The following is an 18,825-nucleotide window of genomic DNA, read 5'->3' on the forward strand; positions in this document are numbered from 1 at the left end:
CTTCGCTGACCCTGCTCGCGCTTTGCCTCTCCGAGGTGCTCCGATCCTCTTCTCCGGAGCGCACCCATGCCTCGCAACCGACCCCGCTCGATCCACGGCGGCCGCCATGAACTCGGCCAGAACTTCCTGCACCACGACCCGACTCTCGACCGCATCGTCTCTCTCGTCGCCCGCACCTCCGGCTCGCTGATCGAGCTCGGGTGCGGAGACGGCGCCCTCACCCGCCCGCTTGCCCGCCTCGGCCGCCCGCTCACCGCGATCGACGTGGACGAGCACCGCGTGCGCGGCCTGCGCTCCGCTCTGCCCGGCGTGCGCATCGAGGTCGCCGATGCCACGCGCCACCCGTTCGATGCGGACGTGGTGGTCGGCAACGTGCCCTTCCACCTGACGACCCCGATCCTCCGCCGGCTGCTGTCCTCTTCGCGCTGGAACGACGCCGTGCTGCTCACTCAATGGGAGGTCGCCCGCAAGCGAGCGGGGGTGGGCGGCGGCACGCTGATGACGGCGCAGTCGGCGCCGTGGTTCGCCTTCGCGCTCGAGGGCCGTGTGCCGGCGTGGGGCTTCCGGCCGCAACCGAGCGTGGACGGGGGCCTGCTCACCATCACGCGCCGAGGGTCGCCGCTCGTGCCGTGGGCGCAGCGGCGCGCGTACGAGGCCTTCGTGCGGCGGGTGTTCACCGGCCGCGGCGGCACCCTGCCCGCGATCGTGGCCTCTGCGTGCGGACTCCCGATGCCGCACGCGCGCCGGGCGGTGGGGGTGGCGGGGGCGCAGGGCCGCCGCCTCCCGCGCGACCTCGGCCCCGAGCAGTGGGCCGCCCTGTGGCGCGAGGTGGGGCGGGAGTGATGAGGCCGCGGCGGGTTCCTCGTCCCTCCGTCATGCGTCCGGCGTCGCGGCCGCGGCCTGCGAGAATGGAGGCGCCGAGTCCCGAGCCGAGGAGCCACCGTGCCGTTCATCTCCACCCGTGGCGGCATGCAGCCGCAGTCCTTCAGCGAGACGCTGCTCGAGGGGCTCGCGCCCGACGGGGGCCTGGCGGTGCCGGAGACGATGCCGGAGGTGGACGGAGAGACGCTCGAGCGCTGGCGGGCCCTGACCTACCCGCAGCTCGCGACCGAGGTGCTGGGGCTGTTCGCGAACGACATCCCCCGCGAGGACCTCGCGCGCATGACCGCCGCGGCCTACGCGGACTTCCCGGACGGCGTGGTGCCGCTGCGCCGCATCGACGACGACCTCACCCTCGTCGGGCTCTCCGAGGGGCCGACGCTGGCGTTCAAGGACATGGCGATGCAGTTCCTCGGCCAGGTGCTGGAGTACACGCTGGAGCGGCAGGGCTCCGTGCTGAACATCCTCGGCGCGACGTCGGGCGACACGGGGTCCGCGGCCGAGCACGCGCTGCGCGGCAAGGAGCGCGTGGCCGTGTTCATGCTGTCGCCGCAGGGGCGCATGAGCGCGTTCCAGCGGGCGCAGATGTTCTCCCTCGACGACGCGAACGTGCACAACATCGCGGTGGAGGGTGTGTTCGACGACTGCCAGAACCTGGTGAAGCGGCTGGCCGGCGACCTCGACTTCAAGCGGGCGCAGCACCTCGGCGCCGTCAACTCGATCAACCTCGCCCGCATCACCGCGCAGACCGTGTACTACTTCTGGGCGTGGCTGCGCGCGACCGACGCGGGCGGCTGGGCCGAGGTGTCGTTCACGGTGCCGTCGGGCAACTTCGGCAACATCCTGTCGGGGTTCTTCGCGAAGCAGATGGGACTGCCGATCCGGCGCCTGGTGCTCGCGGCGAACGAGAACAACGTGCTGGACGAGTTCTTCCGCACGGGGGTGTACCGGCCCCGCAGCGCCGCGCAGACCCTGGCCACGTCGAGCCCGTCGATGGACATCTCGAAGGCGTCGAACCTGGAGCGGTTCATCTTCGAGCTGGTCGACCGCGACCCGGCCCGCGTCGTGGGGGCCTGGGACGACCTGGAGGCCCAGGGCTTCTTCGACTTCTCGGGGGAGCAGGAGCGGTTCGCGGAGGAGTTCGGCATCGTCAGCGGCACCTCGACGCACGAGGACCGGCTGGCGACCATCCGCACGGTGTACGAGGCGTCGGGCGAGGTGATCGATCCGCACACGGCCGATGGCGTGAAGGTCGCGCGCGAGTACGTGGAGCCCGGCGTGCCGATGCTGGTGCTGGAGACCGCCAAGCCGGAGAAGTTCGCCGAGACGATCCACGAGGCGATCGGCGTGGAGCTGGCGTACGCCCCCGAGCTGCGGGCGATGCTCGACGCTCCCCAGAACGTGACCGAGATGGCCGACGACGAGCGGGCTTTGCGGGCTTTCATCGAGGAGAACGCGCTGCACTGATCCGGCGCCTTCACAAGTTTTAGGCAGTTACTGCCATTTGTTGCTACCATGTCTGCATGGAAGCATCTCGTCCGGCGACCCCGCCACCCCTCGCGATCGACGCGCGCCATCTGACCAAGTCGTACGGGAAGGGCAGCGGGCGGTTCCGCGCTCTCGACGACGTCTCCGTGCAGGTCGTGCGCGGGGAATCCCTCGCGATCGTGGGCAAGAGCGGGTCAGGCAAGTCCACCCTCATGCACCTGCTGGCGCTGCTCGACCGTCCGGACGAGGGCGAGGTCCTCGTCGACGGGACAGCGGCCTCGGCACTGCCCACGCGCGCCGTGAACCGGATCCGCAACCGGCGATTCGGCTTCGTGTTCCAGCAGTTCTTCGTGATGCCGAACGCCTCGGTGCTGGAGAACGTGATGCTGCCGCTGAAGATCGCGGGTGTCCCGAGTGCGGAGCGCCGCCGGCGCGCACTCGACGCGCTGCGCCGCTTCGGCCTGGAGGACAAGGCGCGCAACCGGGCGAACGACCTCTCGGGCGGCCAGAAGCAGCGAGTCGTGCTGGCCAGGGCACTCGTCGCGGAGCCCGAGGTGATCTTCGCCGATGAGCCGACCGGCAACCTCGACAGCAGCACCGGTGCGGTCGTCGAGGAGGAGTTGTTCGCGCTCCAGCGGGAGCACGGGATCACGCTCGTGATCGTGACGCACGACGAGGACCTCGCCGCCCGGTGCGACCGGCGGGTGCTGGTGCGCGACGGCAGGGTCTGGGACGCGACGGAGGTGGCGGCATGAGCGCGCTCGATCTGATCCGCACGGCCATCGCCCAGACGTTCCGCAGCAAGCTGCGCACGACCCTGACCGTGCTCGCACTGTTCGTCGGCGCGTTCACGCTCTCCCTCACCACCGCCCTCGGTGCCGGCGTCTCGGACTACGTGGCGAAGCAGGTCGCGGCGCTCGGAGCCGACGACGTGCTGCTCGTCTCGGCGGGCACCTCGGCGGCGAGCACCGACTCGGGGCCGCAGCCGTACGACCCCGACACCTCGACCGCCGCCAGCGGCACGGCCAACCCGCTCACGGGAGGAGGCGCCCTCACTCCCGCCGACATCTCCGCACTGGAGCGCATCGACGGGCTCTCGGCCGTGACCCCGCTGTCCGCCGTCGCGATCGACTGGATCCAGGCGCCCGGCGGAGACCGCTACGAGTTCGCGATCGCCCCGACCTCGTCGATCGCCAGGGCGGACCTCGCGGCAGGAGCGCAGCTCGACCCGGAGTCGTCGGAGCGCCAGATCACCCTGCCGCTCGACTACGTGGAGCCGCTCGGACTGGAGGATGCCCAGGACGCGGTCGGCCGCGAGGTCGAACTCGGGTTCACCGACGTGCTGGGCGGAGCCCACACCCTCGAGGCCACCATCGTCGGCGTCTCCAACACCAGCCTCCTGAACGCGGGCGCCGGGGCGAACGCGGCCCTCGTCGACGAGGTGGCCGCGCAGCAGCGGGCGGGCTCGACGGCACCCGAGCGGTACCACGCCGCGGTCGCCACATTCGACCCCGCCGCCGGTGAGGGCGCGGTGGACGACCTGAAGGCGGAGATCGCCGCGGCGGGCATGACCGCCCAGACCGTGCAGGATCAGCTCGGGCTCGTGCAGACCGTCATCGGCGGCATCACGGGAGTCCTCAACGCGTTCGCGGTGATCGCCCTGCTCGCCGCGGCCTTCGGCATCGTCAACACGCTGCTGATGAGCGTGCAGGAGCGGACCCGCGAGATCGGGCTCATGAAGGCGATGGGCGAGAGCGACGGGCGGGTGTTCGCCCTGTTCAGCATCGAGGCGGCCGTCATCGGGCTGCTCGGGAGCGTTCTGGGTGTCGCGGTCGCGGTGCTCGTGGGGCTTCCGCTGAACGCCGCCCTCGCGCAGGGGCCGCTGTCCGGGCTGGCGGGGCTCGATCTGCTGCTGTTCCAGCCGCAGGGCATGCTCGGCGTCGTGGCGCTCATCGTCGTCCTGGCGTTCCTCGCTGGGACCCTCCCGGCACGGCGCGCGTCGCTCAAGACCCCGATCGACGCGCTGCGCTACGAATAGAACATGCCCGCGTCGTCTCCCACGAACAGCAATGCCCGCGGCCGGGCCACCGCCCGCGCGATCGAAGCGGCGGCCGTGCGACTCGCTGCGGAGAAGGGCGTTGCCGCGCTGACGGTCGATGAGATCTGCGCGGCGGCGGGTGTCAAGCAGCGCACGTTCTTCAACCACTTCCCGACCAAGGAGGATGCGCTGCTGGGGACCGCGCAGCCGCGGCTGAACGAGCAGCGGGTGCGGGAGTACCTCAGCGACGGCGGCGTCGGCGTCCTCACGGGAGTGCTGGGGCTGGTGGAACTCCCGGCGGCGGGCGACGGGCAGGAGGATCTCCTCGAGGTGCGGCTACGCGTGCTCTCGGCCTCCCCGGCGCTGGCAGAGCGGCAGGCGGCCCGGCTGCTGCCGCTCGCTCAGGAGGTGCGGGAGATCATCCGGCTCAAGCTGCGCGCGCTCGACCGGGAGCGACCCGCGTCCCAGGTGGATGCCGCGGCGGACGTGCTCACGCGCCTCGCGAGCGCACTGATGCTGCAGTCCGGCCGGGTCGGCGGGGCTGGCGCCGGGCTGGACGACCTCCGGTGGGTGTGGGACCGCTTGCTCTAGACCCCTCGCCCGGTGCTTGTGCAGGTTGCACAGCGGCGGGACATGTTCGTGCAGAACGCACATGTCGGGCGGGGAGGGGCGGTGGCTACTGTGGCCGCAACCCGTTCCCTCCTCCTCCCGAAGGATCCTCATGGCACGCACGGCGCACGCAGACGACTTCGCGCTCTCCCGAGTCACCCCCGAGGCCCGCCGCCCCTGGTTCGGTATCGCGGTGCAGCGATTCGGTCAGGTCTCTGCCCTCTCGCAGTTCCTCCTCGGCGCGACCCTCGGCTACAGCATGACGTTCGGCGAGGCCGTCCTCGCCTTCCTGTTCGGTTCGATCATCCTCGAGGTGATCATGTGCGTGGTCGGCTTCATCGGCCAGCGCGAGGGCCTGAACACCGCCCTCCTCGCCCGCTGGACCGGCTTCGGCGAGATCGGCGCCTCCCTGGTCGGCCTCGCGATCGGCATCAGCCTGATCGGCTGGTTCGGCATCCAGTCGGCGATCTCGGCCCAGTCGCTCGACGCCCTGATGCCCGGCGCCCTGCCGGTGTGGGCGTGGAGCCTGATCTTCGGGCTCGCCGTCACCGCCATCGTCGCGTTCGGCTTCGTGGGCATGCAGTGGCTCGCGAACATCACCGTGCCGCTGTTCCTCATCCTCGTCGGCTGGTCGGTCATCTCCGAGCTGAGCCGTCACGACATCGGCGAGCTGCTGACGGGACCTGCCCCCGGCCCCACCATGAGCGTGTGGGCGGGCACCGGCATCGTCGCGGGCGGCCTGATCGTCGGCGCGATCATCACCGGCGACATGACGCGGTTCAACCGCTCGCGCGCCGACGTGGTCAAGCAGACCGTGCTCGGCGTCTCGCTCGGCGAGTTCGTGATCGGCCTGGCGGGCGTGCTGCTCGCCCACGCCGCGGCCACGGGCGACATCGTCGCGATCGTCACCTCCTCGGTCGGGTTCATCGGCCTGTTCATCGTGCTGACCGGCACGCTCAAGATCAACGACTGGAACCTGTACTCCTCCACGCTCGGCCTGGTGAACTTCATCTCCACCGCGTTCGGCAAGAACCTGCACCGCGTGAGCACCACGATCGTGCTCGGCGTGGTCGGCTCGGTGCTCGCCGCGGTCGGCATCCTCGGACAGTTCACCGAGTTCCTGATCGTGCTGAGCGTCGCCTTCCCGCCCATCGCCGGCATCATGGTCGCCGAGTACTACGTGGTGCGCCGCTGGCGGCCCGAGCTCGACGCCACGCGCGAGGTCGGCACGCTCCCCGCGACCGCCCCGCGCATCGTCCCGGCGACCATCGTCGTCTGGCTCGTGTCGTCGCTGGTCGGCTACTTCGTCACCTGGGGGATCCCGTCCCTGCTCAGCCTGTTCCTCTCCATGGTGCTGTACATCGTGGCGGGCAAGCTCGGCTGGGTCCGCGGCGTCGGCGTCGCGACCACGCGCCAGTCCAGCCCGGCCGACAGCGCCCCCGCCGCGGTCTGACCCGGCACCGAACCACCACACGAAAGCGAGAATCATGCACATCGGCATCGACGTCGGCGGCACCAACACCGACGCCGTCCTCATGGACGGCACGCGCACCCTGGCGGGGGTGAAGCACTCCACGACGCCCGACGTGACCAGCGGGATCGTCCAGGCGATCGAGGAGCTGCGCGCGGGGCACTCCTTCGAGGGCGCCGACATCGACGCCGTCATGATCGGCACGACGCACTTCATCAACGCGCTCGTGCAGGCCAGCCGGCTCGCCCCGGTCGCGGCGCTCCGGCTCGGGCTCCCCGCGACGCGGGCACTGCCGCCGCTGATCGACTGGCCGGAGGTGCTGGTGGAGGCGACGCAGGCGCGCAGCTACCTCGCCCACGGCGGCTACGAGTTCGACGGCCGCCCCATCTCGCCGCTCGACCCGGACGAGATCCGTGCGCACGCCGAGGACATGAAGGCGCACGGCATCCGCTCCGTCGCCATCTCCTCCGTGTTCAGCCCGGTCAACCACGACCTCGAGGTGCAGGCCGCCGAGATCGTCGCGTCGGTGCTCGGTGCCGACGCGGCGATCTCCCTCTCGCACGAGATCGGCCGGATCGGCCTGCTGGAGCGCGAGAACGCCACGATCATCAACGCGGCGCTGCGCGAGCTCGCGTCCGAGATCGTCGACGGTCTCACCTCGGCCGTGCGTGCGCAGGGCATCGAGGCGCCGATCTTCCTCAGCCAGAACGACGGCACGCTCATGGACGAGGACTACGTGCGCCGCTACCCGGTCGCCACGTTCGCCTCCGGTCCGACCAACTCGATGCGCGGGGCCGCCGCGACCAGCGGGCTGGACGACTGCGCCGTGATCGACGTGGGTGGGACAACGGCCGACATCGGGCTGCTGCTCAACGGCTTCCCGCGCGAGACGGCCAATGAGGTCAAGGTGGCCGGGATCCGCACGAACTTCCGCATGCCCGACGTGCTGTCGCTGGGCATCGGCGGCGGCAGCATCGTCGACGAGGAGACCGCCGAGGTCGGCCCGGCGTCGGTGGGCTACAAGCTCACGACCGAGGCGCTCGTGTTCGGCGGCTCGACCCTCACCGCGACGGACATCGCGGTGGCGGCCGGTCGCGCGCACGTGGGCGACCCGAGTCGCGTGGCGCACCTCGACCCCGCGTTCGTGGAGCGCGTGCTCGCGCGCATCGCCGAGCGCGTGTCCGAAGCGGTCGACCGCATGCGCACGTCCCCGGAGCCCATCGCGGTCGTCGCGGTCGGCGGCGGCTCCATCCTGCTGCCCGACGAGCTGCCGCTGTTCGGCACCGTGCACCGTCCGGAGAACTACGCGGTCGCGAACGCCATCGGCGCCTCGATCGCCCAGGTCGGCGGTGAGATCGACAAGGTGTACGCGATCGAGCCCGGTCGCCGCGAGGAGACGCTCGCCGAGGTGCGCGCGGAGGCCGTCGACAAGGCCATCGCCGCGGGCGCCAAGCCGTCCACCGTGTCGATCATCGACTTCGACGAGGTGCCGATCCCGTATCTGCCCGGCAACGCCACGCGCATCCGCGTCAAGGCCGTCGGCGACCTCGACATGGGGGCGTGACATGAGCTGGACCATCACCCCCGACCACATCGACGGACTCGCGCGCGGGGCCGCCGTGCTCGGCACCGGCGGCGGCGGCGACCCGTACATCGGCGCGCTGCTCGCCCGTCAGGCCCTCGCCTCCGGTGACGTCACCGTGGTGGGCCTCGACGAGGTGCCCGACGAAGCCCTGGTGCTGTTCGTCGCGATGATGGGCGCGCCCACCGTCATGGTGGAGAAGCTGCCGAGCCTGGCCGAGGTCATCGAGCCGGTCAAGGCCCTCGGCATCCACCTCGGCCGCCCGGTCACGCACATCGCGTGCGCCGAGGTCGGCGGCGTCAACTCCACCATCCCGATCGCCGCGGCTGCCGCGCTCGGACTGCCCCTGGTCGACGCCGACGGCATGGGCCGCGCGTTCCCCGAGCTGCAGATGGTGCTGCCGACGCTGTACGGCGTGACCGCGTCACCGCTCGCGTTCAGCGACGAGAAGGGCAACACGGGCGTGCTGCAGACCGCCGACAACTCGTGGACCGAGCGCATCGCCCGCGTCGCGTGCGTCGAGATGGGCTGCTCCGTCATGATCTCGGGCTTCTCGATGTCGGGCAGCGCCGCGCGCGAGTCGCTCGTGTCCGGGTCGCTGTCGCGCTGCATCGAGATCGGCCGGAGCATCGCCACGGCGCGGGACGAGAAGACCGACCCGGTCGCCGCGGTCGTGGAGCTGCTCGGCGGGCGCGAGCTGTTCGGCGGCAAGGTGGTCGACGTCAACCGCGCCACCACGACCGGGTTCGCCCGCGGTCGTGCGCGCATCGACGGCGACGGCGGCACCACGCTCACGCTCCAGTTCCAGAACGAGCACCTGGTGGCCGAGGCCGACGGCGCGATCCTCGCGACCACACCCGACCTCATCATGGTGCTCGACGGCGAGTCGGGCGAGCCGATCACGACCGAGGGGCTGCGCTACGGCCAGCGCGTGCGGGTGATCGCGGCTCCGGCCGACGAGCGCTGGCACTCCGCGGAGGCGCTGGCCATGGTGGGCCCCGGGTACTTCGGCTACGACCTCCCGGCGCACCGCTTCGACGGCTCGGTGTCCGCCGCCGACGCCACCGCGGGGGCGGCCGCATGAGCTGGCAGCTCACGGCCGCCGACCTTCCCGACCTCGCCCGCGGCGCGACGCTGCTCGGCACGGGCGGCGGCGGCGACCCCTACATCGGCAAGATGCTCGTGGAGCGGGTGCTCGGCGACGGCAGCATCACGATCCTCGACCCGGACGAGCTGGCGGACGACCTGTTCGTGATCCCCACCGCGCAGATGGGCGCCCCGACGGTCATGGTGGAGAAGATCCCCGCCGGCACCGAGCCCACGCTGGCCCTGCGCACGCTCGAGGAGCACCTCGGGCGCACGGCCGATGCGACCATGCCGATCGAGTGCGGCGGCATCAACTCGATGATCCCGCTGATCGTGGCCGCCGAGACCGGGTTGCCGGTGGTGGACGCCGACGGCATGGGCCGCGCGTTCCCCGAGCTGTCGATGGAGACCTTCGCGGTGTACGGCGTGCACGGTTCGCCGCTCGCGCTCGCCGGGGAGCGTGGCGAACGGGTCGTGATCGACACGGGAGACGACGACCGGCAGATGGAGTGGCTCGCGCGCGGCATCACGATCCGTCTGGGCGGGGTCGGCCACATCGCCGAGTACGCCATGACGGGGGCGGACGTGCGCCGCACGGCCGTGCCGCGCACGATCTCGATGGCCCTCGCGCTGGGCAGGGCGATCCGGCTCGCACGCGAACAGCACCGCTCGCCGTTCGAGGCGATCGCCGACACGCTCGCGACCACGCTCTACCCGCACGTGCGGGAGCTGTGCGTCGGCAAGGTCGTCGACGTCGAACGCCGGACCACCGAGGGTTTCGCGAAGGGCCGCGCGGTCATCGCCCCGCTTGGTGCCGACGAGGGCGACGCGGTCGAGATCGCCTTCCAGAACGAGAACCTCACGGCCCGCCGCGGGGACGCACTGCTGGCCATCGTGCCCGACCTGATCTGCGTGGTCGATCACGAGACCGCGGAGCCGATCACGACCGAGGGGCTGCGCTACGGCCAGCGCGTGCGGGTGCTCGGCATCTCCACGCCCGACATGATGCGCACGCCAGAGGCCCTGGCCGCGTTCGGCCCGGCGGCCTTCGGGCTGACGGAGCCGTTCCGCCCTGTCGAGGGGGCGGGCGCGTCCTAGGCTGGTCGGCATGAGGCTGGAGCGGGAGGACGTGGTGGCGCTCGCCCGCGGCTACGCCCTCCTCGGCTCGGGCGGGGGCGGCTCCACCACGATGCTCGAGCTCATGCTGGCCGCCGCCGAGGACTGGCCGATCGATATCGCCCCGGTGTCGGCGCTCGACCCGGCGACCCCGTGCCTCGGCGTCGCGTTCGTCGGCTCCACCATGCTCCTGAGCGAGCGGATGCCCGGGGCCGAGCCGTTCGGGGCGCTGCTGCGGGCGGCCGAGCGCTGGCTCGGTCATCCGGTGCCGGCGGTGTGCTCGCTCGAGGGCGGTGGCATGAACGGACTGGCACCCCTGACGCTCGCGGGCTCGCACACCGTGGTGGACGCCGACTGCACGGGTCGCGCGGTGCCGGGGCTCGACCAGATGTCGCTGTTCGTCGACCGCGTGCCGGGCCTCGTGTTCGCGTGCGAGACCGGCGCGGACGGCGTGGCGCTCGTCGAGGCGACCAGGGCCATCGACGCGGAACGGGTCGTGCGGTCGGCGATCATCCAGGCCGGGGGAGTGGGCTGCGCGGTGCTCGCCGGGTTCACGGTGGGCGACCTGCGGGAGCACGCGATCGAGGGGCATCTGGCCAGGGCGCTCGAGCTCGGGCGGTCGTTCCTGGCGCACGCGCGGCTCGCGCCCCCGCTGCTCGCGGAGGCCCTGGGCGGCGAGCTGCTCGCGGAGGGGCGGATCCTGTCGGTCGCGCCCTCGGCGACCGACCCGCACGTGAGCGCGATCGAGGTGGCGGGCATCGGCGGCACGGTGCACCGCGTGGTCGCGCGGTCCGAGACCCTCGCCGTGCTCACCGACGGGATGCTGGTGGCTGCGGCCCCCGAAGTGATCGTGGTCCTCGACGCGGTGTCGCGCGAGATCCTCGAGGTCACCGAGCTGAGCCTGGCGCGGCACGTCGTGGTGCTCGCGCTGCCCGCCCCCGACTGGTGGAGCGCGCGACCGGAGCGCCGCGCCCGCATCGTGCCGTCGGCGTACGGACTCGACGGGCTGGACGCCGCATGAGCGCCGCCCTGCCCCTGGCCGCGCTGCTCGTGCAGGACGAGAACGGGGCGCTGCGCCACGTCGCCGGGCCCGCCGACGCCGTCTGGGACACCGTGTCGGTGGAGGCCGAGGAGACCGATCTTCCGACGCCGGGCCCGGGCGGCCTCGCGATCCTCACGGCCGCCGCTCCGCGCACCACCTGGCAGCAGGACGCGATGCTGCGCCGGGTGCGCGACCGCGGCTTCACCGGACTCGCGCTGCCCGGGGCGGCCGGCATCGACCGCGGTGCCGTGCGGCTTGCGGCCCGGCTCGGTCTCACGCTGCTCGACGTGGAGCGGCCGGTACAGCTCTCCAAGGCCTGCTGGATGCTGATCGAGGCGCGCGACGCGCTCACGCTCACCCGGGTGCGCAAGGTCGCGCAGTCGTTCGAATATGCCGCCGACGACCTGAGCGACCTGCTCGGGCATCTCGCGGCGAACCTGGGACTCGGCGTCGCGCTGATCGACGGCGCGGGGGTGCTGCGGGAGGCCGGGGGACACCTGAGCGAGGCGCTGCACCGGGAGATCCGGTTCGACGCGTGGACCGATGCCGCACGTGCGGACGGCGACGCCGCGGCCTCGGTACGCGTGGACAGTCCCGGGCGCTCCGGGCTGCGGCTCGCGCTGTTCGGTCACGGTCTCGGCGAGGCGCAGCTGCAGTCGCTCACGGTCGCGGCGGAGGTGGCGATGCCGGCCGTCGCGGCGCGGATCCTGATCGACGAGATCGCCGCGGTCAACGACGTCGCCGCATCGTCCGGTCTGCTCCGCGACTTCGTGGAACTGCGCGGCGCTCCGGACCCGGACGTGGAACGGCGGATGGCAGAGCGCGGGTGGCGCACCGGCGGACACCACCTCGGGTTCCGCACGGTCGCCCGCGGCCGGCTCGACCCGCTGGCGCTGCTGCGGTCGATCAGCCCCGCCCTCAGCGCGATCGACGCCGAGGCCCACGCGACCACGGCGGGCCGTGGCATCAGCGGCTGGCTGTCGTTCGCCGAGGCCCCAGGGCCCGACCGGGTGGAGCGTGCGGTCGGGGCGCTGCGCGACGTGCACCTCGGCGCCCTGCGCGACTTCGCGGTCGCGACCGGTGTCGGGTCGTTGCAGAGCGGTGCGGAGGGGCTGGCCGCCACGCTCGACGAGGCGGGGGACGCGGCACGCATCGCCGCCGATCGCTCGGCCACGGGCTGGTTCGTGCGCGTGGACAGCCTCGGGCTGGAGCAACTGCTGCTCGCGTGGACGGGGAACGACACGTTCGTGCCGGCGGCGCAGTCGCTGCTCGCGCCGCTCGCGGACGGCGGCGGGGAACTGCTCACCACGCTGTCGGCCTATCTGGACCACGAGTCGGGGATCGCGGCGACCGCGGCCGCGCTGGGCCTGCACCGCAACACGGTCATGGTGCGGATCCGCCGGGTGCAGGAGCTGCTCGGGATCGACATGAGCGATCCGGAGGCGCGGCTGGCCCTGCACCTGGCGTGCCGGGCGGTGCTGCCGCGCTGAGCTCGGCGGGGTCTACTCGGGGTCGCCGTGCAGCATCCAGGCGATGCCGAACCGGTCGACGAGCATGCCGAACGTCCCGCCCCACGGCGGAACGTCGAGCGGCATCGTGATCGTGGCGCCCTCGGCGAGCCCGTCCCACACCCGCTGCGTCTCCTCCTGTGTGTTGCCGCTCAGCGACACGGAGATGCCCTGCGGCTTCTCGTAGGGCATGCCGTCGGGGGTGTCCGAGGCCATCAGCACGAGCCCGTCCGGCGTGGTGAGCTGCGCGTGCATCACGAGGTCGCGCTGGTCGGGGTCCTGCACCATGTCGGGGAAATCGCCGAACACGCTGATGTCGAGCTCGCCGCCGAGCACGCTCTGGTAGAACTCCATCGCCGCACGCGCCTCGGTGCGGAAGGACAGGTAGGGGTTGAGGTTCGCCATGGTCGCTCCTGGTCGTGGTGGGTGCCCCGCACGCTCAGTGTGCGCCCGGGCCACCCCCGCCGCAAGAGTCCGTCCGTGGTGCGCCGGCCTCAGCGGGCCGCGAGCCACTCCGCGAAGGTCTGCGTGCCGCGGTCCGCGTCGGGCCCCGGCAGCGCGTCGCCGGCCCGCATGCCCTTCATCTGCGGACCGGGCACGTCGAGCGCGGGAACCCACCCGCGATAGCCTTCGTGCCGGGCGAATGCGCGGATCATGTCGGCCAGCTGCTCCTCCCGTGGCCCGGCGAAATCGGTCGCGCGACCCCGCGGCTCCCCGGCGGCGAGCACCGCGAGACGCCGGCCCACCTCGCGGGCGGCCACCGGTTGCGTGCGCGCACGCGGCGCGACGTGCAGCGGGCCGAGCTTCGCGCGGGCGAACATCTGTTCCGCGAACTCGTGGAACTGGGTGGCGCGCTGGATGGTCCACGGCACGCGGGACGCGGCGACCACCTTCTCCTGCGCGACCTTGCCGGCGTAGTAGTCGTAGGGGATGCGGTCGATGCCGACGATCGACAGCAACACCACGTGCCGCACGCGCGCGTCCGCCGCGGCCGCGACGAGGTTGCCGGTCGCGGCGGTGAAGAACTCGATCGCCGCGCTCGCCTTCAGCGTCTCGATGCTCGCGACGTCGATCACCGCGTCCGCGCCGTCCAGCGCCTCCGCCAGGCCGACCCCGCTCACCAGGTCGACGCCGGTCGAGCGGCTGAGCACCACGGCGTCGTGTCCCACCGCCCGCACCGCGTCCACGGTGTGCCTGCCCACGACCCCGGTGCCACCGGCGACAGCGATTCTCATGCGTGCGTTCTCCTTCGTCTCGGGATGGTCCTGCCTCTTCGACGATGCAGCCCGCCGGAATGTGAGGCGATCGGTGAGATCCGCGGTGTCGGTCCGTGCGCCGCAGGGCCAGGATAGGAGGCGATGGACGATCTCGACCCCACCGGATCCGAACGCCGCACCCTCTTGGCGCTCGCATACCGCATGCTCGGGACGGTCGCCGACGCCGAGGACGCGGTGCAGGAGACGTACGCGCGCTGGTACCGCCTGGCGCCCGCGGAGCGCGCGGCGATCGTCAACCCGGCGGCGTGGATGACCAGGGTCGCGGGGCGCATCTGCCTCGACGTGCTCGGATCCGCACGGGCGCGCCGCGAGACGTATGTCGGCCCCTGGCTTCCGGAGCCCGTGCCGCACGGCTCTCCGTTCGCGGCACCCCCGCACCCGGACCCGCTCGACCGGGTGACGCTCGACGAGTCCGTTGGCCTGGCCCTGCTCGTGGTGCTCGAGTCGCTCACGCCGGCCGAGCGCGTGGCCTTCGTGCTGCACGACGTGTTCGGCGTGCCGTTCGCGGAGATCGCCGAGACGGTCGGTCGCACGCCCGCCGCCGTGCGACAGCTCGCCTCGCAGGGGCGTCGTCGCGTGCGGGCGGGTCGGGCCGGGGTGGCCGACCGGGGGCAGCACGATGCGGTAGTGCGGGCGTTCCTCGGAGCCGCGGACACGGGCGACCTCGACCGGCTCGTAGCGCTGCTGGACCCGGACGTGGTGCTCCGCTCCGACGCCGGTGGCAGGAAGAGCGCGGCGCTGCGTCCCGTGGCGGGCGCCGACCACGTGGCACGGTTCGTGCTCGGCATCGCGCGCCGCAACCCGGAGGCCGAGGTCGCCCTCGCCCCTGCGCCCGACGGCCTCGCACTGCTCGCGACGCTCGACGGGGAGGCGGATGCGGTGTTCTCGTTCGTCGTGCGCGGCGGACGGATCGCCGAGGTGTTCGCGGTGCGCAACCCCGAGAAGCTGACGCAGTGGCGATGACCGCGCGGTCGCTAGCATGACGAGGGTGTCGACCCCCACCGTGCGTCCCGGCATCGCCGAGCGCCTCGCCCGCATGATCCGCGTTCCCACCGTCTCGGCGGAGCTGGAGGAGCGCGGGCTCGCGCCGTTCGACGAGTTCGCCGCCCTGATCGCCGAGCTGTATCCGCGCACGCACGCAGAGCTCACGCTCGAGCGCCATACCGACCTCGGTCTGCTGTTCCACTGGGCGGGCACGGGAGCCGCCGCCGACGGTCCCGTCGTGCTCATGGCGCACTACGACGTGGTCCCGGTCGACGAGAGTGACGCCTGGACGCACCCGCCCTTCGCGGGCGTGATCGCCGACGGGTCGGTGCACGGTCGCGGCGCCCTCGACGACAAGGGACCCCTGATCGTGGTGCTGGAGGCGGTGGAGAACCTCCTGGCCGACGGTTTCCGTCCGCCCCGCGACGTGTATCTGTCGTTCGGCGGCAACGAGGAGACGTACGGCCGGGCGGCCGAGGAGATCGCACGGGTGCTGCGCGACCGCGGCATCGTGCCGTGGCTCGTGATCGACGAGGGCGGGGCCGTGGTGGCTGCGCCTCTGCCCTTCGTGCCCGGCCGTGCCGCCGTGATCGGGGTCGGCGAGAAGGGCGTCATGACGCTGCGGCTGACGGCGCGCGGCGACGGCGGGCACGCGTCCGCCCCGCCGGCGCTCACCGCCGTGCGTCGCGTGGCCCGCGCGGTCGACCGCCTCGGGCCTGGCACGTTCCGGCCGCGCGCCTCGACCGCGGTGCTGCGGATGCTCGGGGTCCTCGCGACGCAGACGCCCGGGCCCGCGCGTCACCTCCTGCGGCTGCTCGCCGCCGCGCCCCCGCTCACTGCACGGCTCTTCGCGGCGCTCGGCGGGGAGCCCGCGGCACTCGTCCGCACCACGGTCGCGCCCACCATGCAGTCGGGCGGGACCGCCGCGAACGTGCTTCCCTCGCAGGCGTCGGCCACGGTGAACCTGCGCATCGCGCTCGGGGAGACCACGCAGCAGACCGTGTACCGCGTGCGTCGGCGGGTGCGCGACCCGCTCGTGTCGGTCGAGGTGCTGGAGGCCAGCGAGCCGTCGCCGGAGTCATCGACCGGCAACGCGCAGTTCGCCCTGCTGGCGGCCGCACTCGAGGTCTCGCATCCCGGTGTCCCCGCGGTGCCCTACGTGATGATGGCGGCGACGGACTCGCGCCACTTCCACCGCTTCGCGCCCGCCGTGTACCGCTTCGCGCCGCTCGACATGTCGAACGCCCAGCGGGCGTCGATCCACGGCGTCGACGAGAGCGTGGAGATCGCCGCGCTGGAGCGGGGGGAGCGATTCCATCGCGCGCTGCTGGAACGGCTAGGGTGATCTCACCCCACCGGGGACTCGTCCCCGCACCCGACATCTGAAGCAGGAGACGCGATGACGCGCACCGGCACTCTGGGCACCCTGGCCGTGGTCGTCGGCTTCCTCGCCTTCGTCGAGTTCACCAGCGGCGTCCTGCAGGGCTACTACACGCCGATGCTCAGCGACATCGCCCGCCACCTGGGCATCCACGACGCAGACGTGAACTGGCTCGAGGGGTCGCAGCTGATGCTGTCGGCGCTGGTCGTCCCGGCGTTCGCGAAGCTGGGCGACATGCTCGGCCACAAGCGGATGCTCCTGATCTCGACCGCCGTGACCGCCGCCGCCGCGCTCGTCCTGCCCTTCACCGACTCGTTCGCGGTGTTCCTGCTCGCGTGGTCGCTCATGGGCTTCTACGTGGTGTGGCTCCCGCTGGAGATCGCGCTCATCTGGTCGCGCTCGCGGCGTCTGGCCGGGCGATCGGCGGTCACGGCGAAGGCCGCGGGCCTGCTGGTCGCGGCGCTCGAGGGCGGTGCGATCATCGGTGCGCTCGTCGGTGGCGCGCTGATCGACGTGCTGCCGCTGACCGTGGTGCTGCTGGTGCCCGCCGTGCTCATCGTGGTGTGCTTCTTCGTGATCCTGTTCGGTGTGCGGGAGTCGCCGGAGCCGACCGGCGGCGTGTTCGACACGGTCGGACTGGTGCTGATCTCGCTCGCGCTGCTGTGCTTCACGGGCGGGCTGAGCCTGCTGCGCCTCGAGGGCGGCCTCGTCAACCCGTGGTCGTGGGCGGTCGTGGTGCTGGGGCTGCTGCTGGTGCTGCCGTTCGTGCGGTGGGAGCTGCGCTGCGAGGATCCCCTGATCGACGTGCGCATGTTCCGTTCGCCGGCACTCGGGCCCGTGTTCCTCACGGCGGGACTGTTCGGCGTGAGCGTGCTGGGGGCGCAGGCGCCGCTGTCGACCTTCGCTCGCACCGACCCCGAGGTGTACGGCTACGGCCTGGGCACGAGCGGGTTCGCGACCTCGCTGATCATCGGGGTGTACCTGATCGCGATGATCGCGGGCGCGCTGCTGTTCCCCGTCGTGGCGCGGTGGGCGTCTCCGCGGCTCACGCTGATGGGAGCCTCGGTGCTGGTCGGCATCGGATTCCTGCTGTTCCTGCCGTTCCACGACGCCTACGGCCAGGTGATCGCCAACATGGTGGTGGTCGGTGTCGGGTCGGGGGCCCTGGTGGCCGCGCTCCCGGCGGCGGCGGCCTCGGCGGCTCCCGCCACGCAGACCGGAGTCGCGACCGGGCTCACCAACTCCGTGAAGACCGTGGGCGGCGCGATCGCCTCGTGCGTCTTCGGCATCGCGCTGCTGCACGGCGTCGCGAGCGGCGCGGGTGGTGTGGCCGAGGGCACGGCGGGGTCGCTCGCGGGCTACGTCACGGTGTGGGTCGTGTGCGGTGTGACCGCGCTCGCCGCGGCCGCCCTGCTCGTGTTCGTTCCGAAGGCGGCGTTCACCGATCGTGCGGTCGAGACGGAGGCGGCACCGGTCGTCTGAGCATCGGACGCGGCGCGATCGCGTGGGTCAGGCGTCGCGGTCGAGTCCGAACGTGCGCTTCACGAGCGCCTGCACGTCGCGGTCGAGTCCGTCGATGCGGGTGTGCACGGCGTCGAACCGGGCATCGACCGCGTCGAACCGGGCGTCGACCGTCGCGAAGCGGGCGTCGACCGCGTCGAAGCGGCCGTTCATCTCGTTGCGGAGCCCGCCCACCTCGCTGCGGAGCACGCGGACGAACATCGTCGAGACCACGGTAAGCGTGCCGCACATCAGGGCCGTGAACGCGCCGATCATCGTCCAGATCTGTGCCGCATCCATCGATTCCATCTCCTCATCGTCGCACCGGAGCCTTCACCCTGCCAGCATCCTGGTGCCGCGGCCGGCCAGGTCCGCGGGAACCGCGGATCGCTTACTGCGGCGCCCGGCGGTGCAGGGGGGAGTGGCTGCGCGACGTCGAGGTCAGGCGTCCTTGGGCGGGTTGTACATGAACTCGACCCGGATGCCGTCGGCGTCCTCGACGAACGAGGCGTAATAGCGCGCGGAGTAGCGCGGATACTCCTTGGGTTCGCGCACCGCGGTCCACCCGGCGTCGAGCGCGAGCGCGTGGAAGCGGTCGACCTCGGCGCGCGACGGCATCGCGAACGCGAGGTGCTGCCACCCGATGCGTCCGTGCCGGTGCGGCTCGGAGTCCTCGTCCCATGTGTAGAGGATGATTTCGGTCTCGTCGCCGTTGTGCCACGAGACGGAGTGGTCGTCCTCGCCGCCGGGCTCGTAGCCGAGTGCGGTCAGGACGGGGTGGAACTGCGCCCGTCCGCGTTCGAGGTCGCCGACGGTGATGCCGAGGTGATCGAGAAGCGCCATGGCCCCAGTCTGTCAGTGCGG

At 72.3% G+C, this 18,825-nt stretch carries 18 protein-coding genes; 14 read left to right on the forward strand and 4 right to left on the reverse strand.

Annotated features, from left to right (window positions below):
* Positions 1-66: 66 nt before the first annotated feature.
* The 11 genes from erm to KE274_RS03230 all read left to right on the forward strand — a co-directional run bounded on the left by erm (position 67) and on the right by KE274_RS03230 (position 12,801).
* On the forward strand, positions 67-843 hold the full coding sequence (gene erm, locus KE274_RS03180; RefSeq protein WP_211541191.1) for a 23S ribosomal RNA methyltransferase Erm: 777 nt from the start codon (positions 67-69) through the stop codon (positions 841-843).
* Positions 844-942: 99 nt separating this feature from the next.
* Complete coding sequence (thrC, locus tag KE274_RS03185) at positions 943-2,346, forward strand: threonine synthase (protein WP_211541192.1); 1,404 nt, start codon at positions 943-945, stop codon at positions 2,344-2,346.
* Between the two features lie 56 nt (positions 2,347-2,402).
* Complete coding sequence (locus KE274_RS03190) at positions 2,403-3,122, forward strand: ABC transporter ATP-binding protein (protein ID WP_211541193.1); 720 nt, start codon at positions 2,403-2,405, stop codon at positions 3,120-3,122.
* Positions 3,119-4,405 (forward strand): ABC transporter permease, encoded by a 1,287-nt coding sequence (locus tag KE274_RS03195; protein WP_211541195.1) that lies wholly within the window; start codon positions 3,119-3,121, stop codon positions 4,403-4,405. Before KE274_RS03190 ends, KE274_RS03195 begins: the two co-directional genes overlap by 4 nt.
* Before the next feature lie 3 nt (positions 4,406-4,408).
* A complete protein-coding gene (locus tag KE274_RS03200) occupies positions 4,409-4,996 on the forward strand; it encodes a TetR/AcrR family transcriptional regulator (protein ID WP_211541198.1) in 588 nt (195 codons plus the stop codon).
* A gap of 130 nt (positions 4,997-5,126) precedes the next feature.
* The gene (locus tag KE274_RS03205; RefSeq protein ID WP_211541199.1) at positions 5,127-6,467 is read left to right on the forward strand and encodes a purine-cytosine permease family protein; all 1,341 of its coding nucleotides are present in this window, start codon (positions 5,127-5,129) and stop codon (positions 6,465-6,467) included.
* 34 nt (positions 6,468-6,501) lie between these two features.
* Entirely contained in the window at positions 6,502-8,049 is a 1,548-nt protein-coding gene (locus KE274_RS03210; protein ID WP_211541202.1) for a hydantoinase/oxoprolinase N-terminal domain-containing protein, read from the forward strand.
* A 1-nt stretch (position 8,050) separates the two neighbouring features.
* Positions 8,051-9,151 carry a DUF917 domain-containing protein gene (locus KE274_RS03215; RefSeq protein WP_211541203.1) on the forward strand — a complete coding sequence of 367 codons (1,101 nt, stop codon included), beginning with the start codon at positions 8,051-8,053 and terminating at the stop codon, positions 9,149-9,151.
* On the forward strand, positions 9,148-10,251 hold the full coding sequence (locus KE274_RS03220) for a DUF917 domain-containing protein (protein WP_211541208.1): 1,104 nt from the start codon (positions 9,148-9,150) through the stop codon (positions 10,249-10,251). Before KE274_RS03215 ends, KE274_RS03220 begins: the two co-directional genes overlap by 4 nt.
* Positions 10,252-10,261: 10 nt before the next feature.
* Positions 10,262-11,290, forward strand: a complete 1,029-nt coding sequence (locus tag KE274_RS03225) for an S-methyl thiohydantoin desulfurase domain-containing protein (RefSeq protein ID WP_211541210.1) — start codon at positions 10,262-10,264, stop codon at positions 11,288-11,290.
* Complete coding sequence (locus tag KE274_RS03230; protein ID WP_211541212.1) at positions 11,287-12,801, forward strand: helix-turn-helix domain-containing protein; 1,515 nt, start codon at positions 11,287-11,289, stop codon at positions 12,799-12,801. The genes KE274_RS03225 and KE274_RS03230 overlap by 4 nt, the downstream gene beginning before the upstream one ends.
* A gap of 12 nt (positions 12,802-12,813) precedes the next feature.
* On the opposite strand, the gene KE274_RS03235 is transcribed toward KE274_RS03230, so the two are convergent.
* Complete coding sequence (locus KE274_RS03235) at positions 12,814-13,224, reverse strand: VOC family protein (RefSeq protein ID WP_211541213.1); 411 nt, start codon at positions 13,222-13,224, stop codon at positions 12,814-12,816.
* 89 nt (positions 13,225-13,313) lie between these two features.
* Positions 13,314-14,054, reverse strand: a complete 741-nt coding sequence (locus KE274_RS03240; protein ID WP_211541214.1) for an SDR family oxidoreductase — start codon at positions 14,052-14,054, stop codon at positions 13,314-13,316.
* A 123-nt stretch (positions 14,055-14,177) separates the two neighbouring features.
* Between KE274_RS03240 and sigJ the strand changes: the two genes are divergently transcribed.
* The 3 genes from sigJ to KE274_RS03255 are packed head-to-tail and all read left to right on the forward strand — an operon-like array spanning position 14,178 to position 17,943.
* Positions 14,178-15,059: an RNA polymerase sigma factor SigJ gene (gene sigJ, locus KE274_RS03245; protein ID WP_211541218.1), complete on the forward strand. Its 882-nt coding sequence runs from the start codon at positions 14,178-14,180 to the stop codon at positions 15,057-15,059.
* A 25-nt stretch (positions 15,060-15,084) separates the two neighbouring features.
* Positions 15,085-16,425, forward strand: coding sequence for a M20/M25/M40 family metallo-hydrolase (locus tag KE274_RS03250; RefSeq protein WP_439957706.1), 1,341 nt, complete (start codon positions 15,085-15,087; stop codon positions 16,423-16,425).
* 54 nt (positions 16,426-16,479) lie between these two features.
* Positions 16,480-17,943: an MFS transporter gene (locus KE274_RS03255; protein WP_211541220.1), complete on the forward strand. Its 1,464-nt coding sequence runs from the start codon at positions 16,480-16,482 to the stop codon at positions 17,941-17,943.
* Positions 17,944-17,970: 27 nt separating this feature from the next.
* Here the strand turns inward: KE274_RS03255 and KE274_RS03260 are convergent, their stop codons facing one another.
* A complete protein-coding gene (locus KE274_RS03260; RefSeq protein WP_211541221.1) occupies positions 17,971-18,270 on the reverse strand; it encodes a hypothetical protein in 300 nt (99 codons plus the stop codon).
* A gap of 132 nt (positions 18,271-18,402) precedes the next feature.
* Entirely contained in the window at positions 18,403-18,804 is a 402-nt protein-coding gene (locus KE274_RS03265) for a VOC family protein (RefSeq protein WP_211541222.1), read from the reverse strand.
* Positions 18,805-18,825 lie beyond the last annotated feature (21 nt).

This window comes from Microbacterium paraoxydans (genome assembly GCF_018224615.1).
GTDB lineage: Bacteria > Actinomycetota > Actinomycetes > Actinomycetales > Microbacteriaceae > Microbacterium > Microbacterium paraoxydans_B.

Bases quoted from the DNA above. Each gene is read 5' to 3' on its own strand.
- erm (WP_211541191.1), top strand. From the start codon at position 67: ATGCCTCGCAACCGACCCCGCTCGATCCACGGCGGCCGCCATGAACTC.
- KE274_RS03190 (WP_211541193.1), top strand. From the start codon at position 2,403: ATGGAAGCATCTCGTCCGGCGACCCCGCCACCCCTCGCGATCGACGCG.
- KE274_RS03195 (WP_211541195.1), top strand. From the start codon at position 3,119: ATGAGCGCGCTCGATCTGATCCGCACGGCCATCGCCCAGACGTTCCGC.
- KE274_RS03200 (WP_211541198.1), top strand. From the start codon at position 4,409: ATGCCCGCGTCGTCTCCCACGAACAGCAATGCCCGCGGCCGGGCCACC.
- KE274_RS03205 (WP_211541199.1), top strand. From the start codon at position 5,127: ATGGCACGCACGGCGCACGCAGACGACTTCGCGCTCTCCCGAGTCACC.
- KE274_RS03210 (WP_211541202.1), top strand. From the start codon at position 6,502: ATGCACATCGGCATCGACGTCGGCGGCACCAACACCGACGCCGTCCTC.
- KE274_RS03215 (WP_211541203.1), top strand. From the start codon at position 8,051: ATGAGCTGGACCATCACCCCCGACCACATCGACGGACTCGCGCGCGGG.
- KE274_RS03220 (WP_211541208.1), top strand. From the start codon at position 9,148: ATGAGCTGGCAGCTCACGGCCGCCGACCTTCCCGACCTCGCCCGCGGC.
- KE274_RS03225 (WP_211541210.1), top strand. From the start codon at position 10,262: ATGAGGCTGGAGCGGGAGGACGTGGTGGCGCTCGCCCGCGGCTACGCC.
- KE274_RS03230 (WP_211541212.1), top strand. From the start codon at position 11,287: ATGAGCGCCGCCCTGCCCCTGGCCGCGCTGCTCGTGCAGGACGAGAAC.
- KE274_RS03235 (WP_211541213.1), bottom strand. From the start codon at position 13,224: ATGGCGAACCTCAACCCCTACCTGTCCTTCCGCACCGAGGCGCGTGCG.
- KE274_RS03240 (WP_211541214.1), bottom strand. From the start codon at position 14,054: ATGAGAATCGCTGTCGCCGGTGGCACCGGGGTCGTGGGCAGGCACACC.
- sigJ (WP_211541218.1), top strand. From the start codon at position 14,178: ATGGACGATCTCGACCCCACCGGATCCGAACGCCGCACCCTCTTGGCG.
- KE274_RS03255 (WP_211541220.1), top strand. From the start codon at position 16,480: ATGACGCGCACCGGCACTCTGGGCACCCTGGCCGTGGTCGTCGGCTTC.
- KE274_RS03260 (WP_211541221.1), bottom strand. From the start codon at position 18,270: ATGGAATCGATGGATGCGGCACAGATCTGGACGATGATCGGCGCGTTC.
- KE274_RS03265 (WP_211541222.1), bottom strand. From the start codon at position 18,804: ATGGCGCTTCTCGATCACCTCGGCATCACCGTCGGCGACCTCGAACGC.